This is a genomic window from Johannesbaptistia floridana (assembly GCF_057440575.1).
The window spans coordinates 1-4,645 of record NZ_JALKVM010000012.1 but is presented as its reverse complement, the minus strand read 5'-3'; the positions used below and the strand labels follow the sequence as shown (position 1 = coordinate 4,645).

The window sequence follows — 4,645 nt, the reverse complement described above, 5'->3', positions numbered from 1 at the left end:
TACATAATTCTCAGAATGCTTCTATCAAAACAAAACAAGCCAGGATTAATATTAACAATGATGACCGCCAATCCCCAAAAACAAGAATCAAAGGGCTTTCCTTAGATAATCTAGGAGATTCTCTTACCAAGGTTAATAACAATGACTTAAATAATTCTCAAGTTAAATACAATGATTTTGGTGTAGAAGATGATGCAGTAATCACAGAGTTTGAGCAATTAAAAGACCCAATAATTCTATATGGCAGTAGTTCTGAATTTACTTCAAATAATTTAGGAGAAGAAAAAGCCATTTTTCCCACAACAGATAATGAAATGGTAGCGGGTGTGCGACCTGTTTGAAACTGTCAGAAATGGGTCTGAAAAAATTATTAGTTTTCCTATTAAATACTAATAATAGGAAAACTAATAATTTAGATAAAGATTCAGATGAGCTTCTAGCACAGTTTCTGGAATTTGATCTGGAGTGTGTAGTCGAAACAGTTATCAGAATTATTCACGTAGAAGGCTGGATGGAATTTGCCGATTGGTTACAATCCTTTTCTACTCAAATACAGTGCCATTTGGTAGCAATAGTTACTAATTTCTATTTTTCATTAGCCGTGGGCGATCGCCAATTACTTAAAATCTATCTTTGATTCAATAATCCAATTTATAACGTAAAGAACGGTACCATATTTTTACAGATTGAGTGACTATTTTCAAATTTAATATTTCTCTCAATTAATTCTCCATTTGGTGCAAGATATGAGTCTAAGAGCCTCAAAGCCTAAAACGATAACATAATTGTCAGTTCCTTACATGTCTTGAGGCTATAATTGATCTCAAAGTCGGCTCTCTTGGCATTAACTGGTAAATTGAATTCATTCGTCACACTTTTTTCCTTCTTCCTTTTGCCTATAAAGGTTCTGGTTCTACTTATCAAAAGCAAATACTTAAGAGCCACATGTTTTAATCGATTATTACCCAATATCCGTTTTTACGCCAATATTGTTCTTGTAAAGCTATATCTAATTCAGGTTGGGAAATCATTTTTAAATCTAGTAATAGTTTCCCTAACTGTTTTTTTGTTTTCCTTTGCTTTTTCAGTATGCCATTAAGCTGTTCATAAGTGATTAAGTGTTGACGAACTAAAATCTCACCGAGTAACATATTCTTTTCCATCTCTAAATATTTCAACCTTTTTCTTTATGTATAAATAATTATAAATTGCATTTTGAGACAATAAAGAAAATCCCCAAAAAATAGAAAGAAACTTAAAGTATTTATAATAAGTTATATTACTTTTATTAACTTTTATTAACTTTTATTAACTGGTGATAAGAAATTGACTCTATTCGCTGACGCGGTGACAAGAGCTGGTTGGGTTGTAATTATTAACTTGCCCATAAATCTCCTAAAGATACTGTCTGATAACCTAGCTGATTGAGATGATTTAGTAGTAAAGGAAGAGTTTGAGCTGTATTTTGAGCTCTTTCTGGAGTGCCTCCGTGCATTATGAGAATAGAACCAGGAAAAATAAAAGGCAAGATATAGTTAAAGGTAAACTGTGGATTTCTAGTAAGAGAGTAAGTATCTAGAGGTATCATCGATGCGAGGACAAATTTAGGATAGTAGTTATATTGAATCGCCATTCTCTCTAGAGATACTAACATTGATTGATTATAAAATCCTTGGGCAGGTCTAAACCAACGAATGGTTGCATCTGTTTTCTCGGTGAGAATTTCATGGGCTTGTTGTATTTCTGTGGCAAATTCTTCTGGTGATAATTGGGCATGACTATGGTCATAGACACCGTGATTCCCAATTTCATGTCCTTTACTAACAATATCGCTAACTAAAGTATCTTCTCTATATAAGTAACTGGCTGTGATGAAAAATGTTGCTGTTACTTTTTGAGAAGCTAAGTTATTGTGTTTAGTGATGGCATCAAGAATTAATCTAGTAGAATCATCCCCTACATCGTCTATGGTGAGGGCGATTTTTTTTTCTGTAGTTTTTTTATAGAAAATAGCATCAGTTAATTGTGTACTGATTGCATCTATTAAGAGTTTGGTTATCATATATTAACTAAAGTTTGTATGTTGTATAAGCTTTTTTATCTAAAGTCCTTCGGCATTTGTGTTTGAAGCACTTATTATTTATCTAATCATAACAATTTCTGGGCAATAATTATTGTTCTGACAAGCCACTGGTGGTGGGAGAATGGGCGAATTTAGACATGATTTCTAAGTATTTACACTTACTTTGGGGAGGGCGATCGCCTAATAATTGGGGCTAAATAGTATAATTAAAGAGGTTAAAAGTAATTATTTGTAGCATAAAATATATGTCCGCTGTTCCATTAGCTTATCAAACTTGGGGAAAAGGAGAACAACCTTTATTACTACTGCATGGATTAGCAGATAATGCTCAGGTTTGGTGTAGTTTAGCTGAATATCTTTCCCCTCAGTTTCAAATCGTGGCTCCAGATTTGCGGGGGCATGGTCAAAGTCCTAAACCTGATGCTGGATATACTTTTAATGATTTAATTGATGATCTTCAGTTACTATTTCAAGAATTAAATTGGACCTCTGCCCATATTTTAGCCCATTCTTGGAGTGCAAAACTAGCTACTATTTGGGCGACTCAGTCTCCAGAAACTTTTCGCAGTTTAATTCTTGTTGATCCTTTTTTCATAGATAGAATTCCTAGTTACTTTCAAGTTACTCTGCCTATTCTCTATCGAGTTTTGCCTTTTCTCAAAACTATGGGGCCATTTCCTACCTATGAAGCGGCAGAAAATCAAGCCCGTCAATTAAAACAGTATCGCGGTTGGAGTGAATTACAGCAAAGAGCATTTCAAGCAGGAATAGAAACTAAACCCACAGGGAGTTGGGGTAGTAAATTTACGGTCACAGCCCGTAATCAAATCTTTGTTGAGGTGATGAAGGTTTCGGGTTTAACTAAAGAGATTACACGGCCGACGCTTTTACTCAAACCTAAGTTGGGCTTAAATCGCACCTCTTGGCAATTAAAACCTTATCGCCATTATTTGACAAATTTAACTATAAGTGAAATACCGGGCAATCATTGGCCTTTTTTAGTTGAGCCTGCTATTTTTAACCAGACAGTGGCGGAATTTTTAGCTAATCAGGTATAAATTTTCATAGTTCTCATCGGATAATAATTAGCACATTTGTTATTTGTGAATTTCTCTTGAAAAAATTAACTAAACTAATATTATTCCGTCAAAAGGTAGATAAATATGACGATAGATTAAATTATATTAAGAATAACGAACTCAATAAGGATTTTAACAATATATGGAAAACACACCTACACCAACCAACCACTACGATGCACAGTCTGAACGTAAGTATGGAGAATTTGCTACCAAGTTTCAATTTGGGTCTAACCCTAGTGCGGAAATTTGGAATGGCAGATTAGCTATGATAGGCTTTCTAGGTGCTTTGATTGTAGAATTAAGCACAGGTCAAGGCTTCTTCCACTGGCTTGGTCTATTCTAAATTGAAAGCGTTTTTTGTAAGTTTATAAATCTTCTAGTTAATCAAAAAAATCAAGATTCATCTCCCTATCTCATTTAACGCATAATCGAGAAGTCCCCAGGTTAAACAACCTGGGGATATTTATGGTATGACAAATATAGCAGTATAAAAAATGGTTAGGACATATAAACTCAGACCCCTAGCATCTTTACCTAATGTTACTGGTTGTGGTTGAGTAATGAGTAATGAGTAAGAAGTAAGAAGTATTTAAGTATTTAAGTAATATTAAATCCGTTTAATCAGTTATAGCAAGCTCGCCAATAGATGTTGACAAAAATGATGAAAAGCCCCCCTTAGTAAGGGGGGTTGGGGGGGAAAAGTTAGTGATAAATGTTGTTAACACGAACTACTGCTATATATTATGAGATATTGATGCAAATACTTAAAAACCATCTTTCTCCCCTGCTCGCCTGTTGGCCTATTTAGTACTTTTTTAGGAGTGCAAGATATGAGCTAAAGGAAATATTTAGGGATTCGCCCAAACAATGTAATATGATGTAGGGGCGCAAGGCTTGCGCCCACTTTTGGCTTGCCTCCCTGACCAAGGAGGGAAAACTCACATCTTGCATCTTTACCAAATGTTACTGGTGGTAGTTGAGTAATGAGTAATGAGTAATAAGTAATGAGTTAAAGAATTAATGCGATCGCCCTTAAAAATTGGTTGACACTCAAGACATATTCAGTATTTTTGTTCTCCTGATGCTTTTCTTAAACGAAAGAGAAATGAACTTTTGACCACAATAATTTGGTACATAAGTACTGGTGTAAGATGTGAGGAAAAGAATCGGTAATTACTGCTTAGATTGTAGGGTGCGTTAGGCCCAGACAAAACTTGAGAAATTTACCAGAAGATAATGAATGGGGCCGTAACGCACCAAATAAACCTTAAAAGTGAACATTGCTGGCGATCGCGACCTTTTTATCTATTTTAAGAGAGTTTGTCCCTTGTAACCTACTGAAAACTTGTCTAAATCTCTAAATTAAGTTGACTGGTACTTCGGGTTTTCTCATATTCGATTGTTAAACGAGTAATTTGTGGCCAAGAGATAACTAAACAGTTGTAACCAATCCCTTCTTGTGACCAGCCGAGACTATCAC

At 34.9% G+C, this 4,645-nt stretch carries 6 protein-coding genes; 4 read left to right on the top strand and 2 right to left on the bottom strand.

Going from position 1 to position 4,645, the window contains the following annotated elements:
* The coding region (locus MW688_RS01005) for a hypothetical protein (RefSeq protein WP_486734042.1) at positions 1-341 on the top strand (341 nt) is incomplete at its 5' end.
* The gene (locus MW688_RS01000) at positions 338-637 is read left to right on the top strand and encodes a hypothetical protein (RefSeq protein ID WP_486734041.1); all 300 of its coding nucleotides are present in this window, start codon (positions 338-340) and stop codon (positions 635-637) included. The genes MW688_RS01005 and MW688_RS01000, both read left to right, overlap by 4 nt.
* Positions 638-950: 313 nt before the next feature.
* On the opposite strand, the gene MW688_RS00995 is transcribed toward MW688_RS01000, so the two are convergent.
* Together MW688_RS00995 and MW688_RS00990 are read right to left on the bottom strand one after the other, a co-directional pair.
* Positions 951-1,178 (bottom strand): cyclic di-GMP-binding domain-containing protein, MshE-related, encoded by a 228-nt coding sequence (locus MW688_RS00995; RefSeq protein ID WP_486734040.1) that lies wholly within the window; start codon positions 1,176-1,178, stop codon positions 951-953.
* Between the two features lie 197 nt (positions 1,179-1,375).
* Positions 1,376-2,062, bottom strand: coding sequence for a polysaccharide deacetylase family protein (locus MW688_RS00990; RefSeq protein WP_486734039.1), 687 nt, complete (start codon positions 2,060-2,062; stop codon positions 1,376-1,378).
* Between the two features lie 266 nt (positions 2,063-2,328).
* Here MW688_RS00990 and MW688_RS00985 point away from each other — a divergent pair, with 266 nt between their 5' ends.
* Both MW688_RS00985 and MW688_RS00980 read left to right on the top strand, forming a co-directional pair.
* Positions 2,329-3,141, top strand: a complete 813-nt coding sequence (locus tag MW688_RS00985; RefSeq protein WP_486734038.1) for an alpha/beta fold hydrolase — start codon at positions 2,329-2,331, stop codon at positions 3,139-3,141.
* 163 nt (positions 3,142-3,304) lie between these two features.
* Entirely contained in the window at positions 3,305-3,508 is a 204-nt protein-coding gene (locus MW688_RS00980) for a chlorophyll a/b-binding protein (RefSeq protein WP_486734037.1), read from the top strand.
* Positions 3,509-4,645: the final 1,137 nt, after the last annotated feature.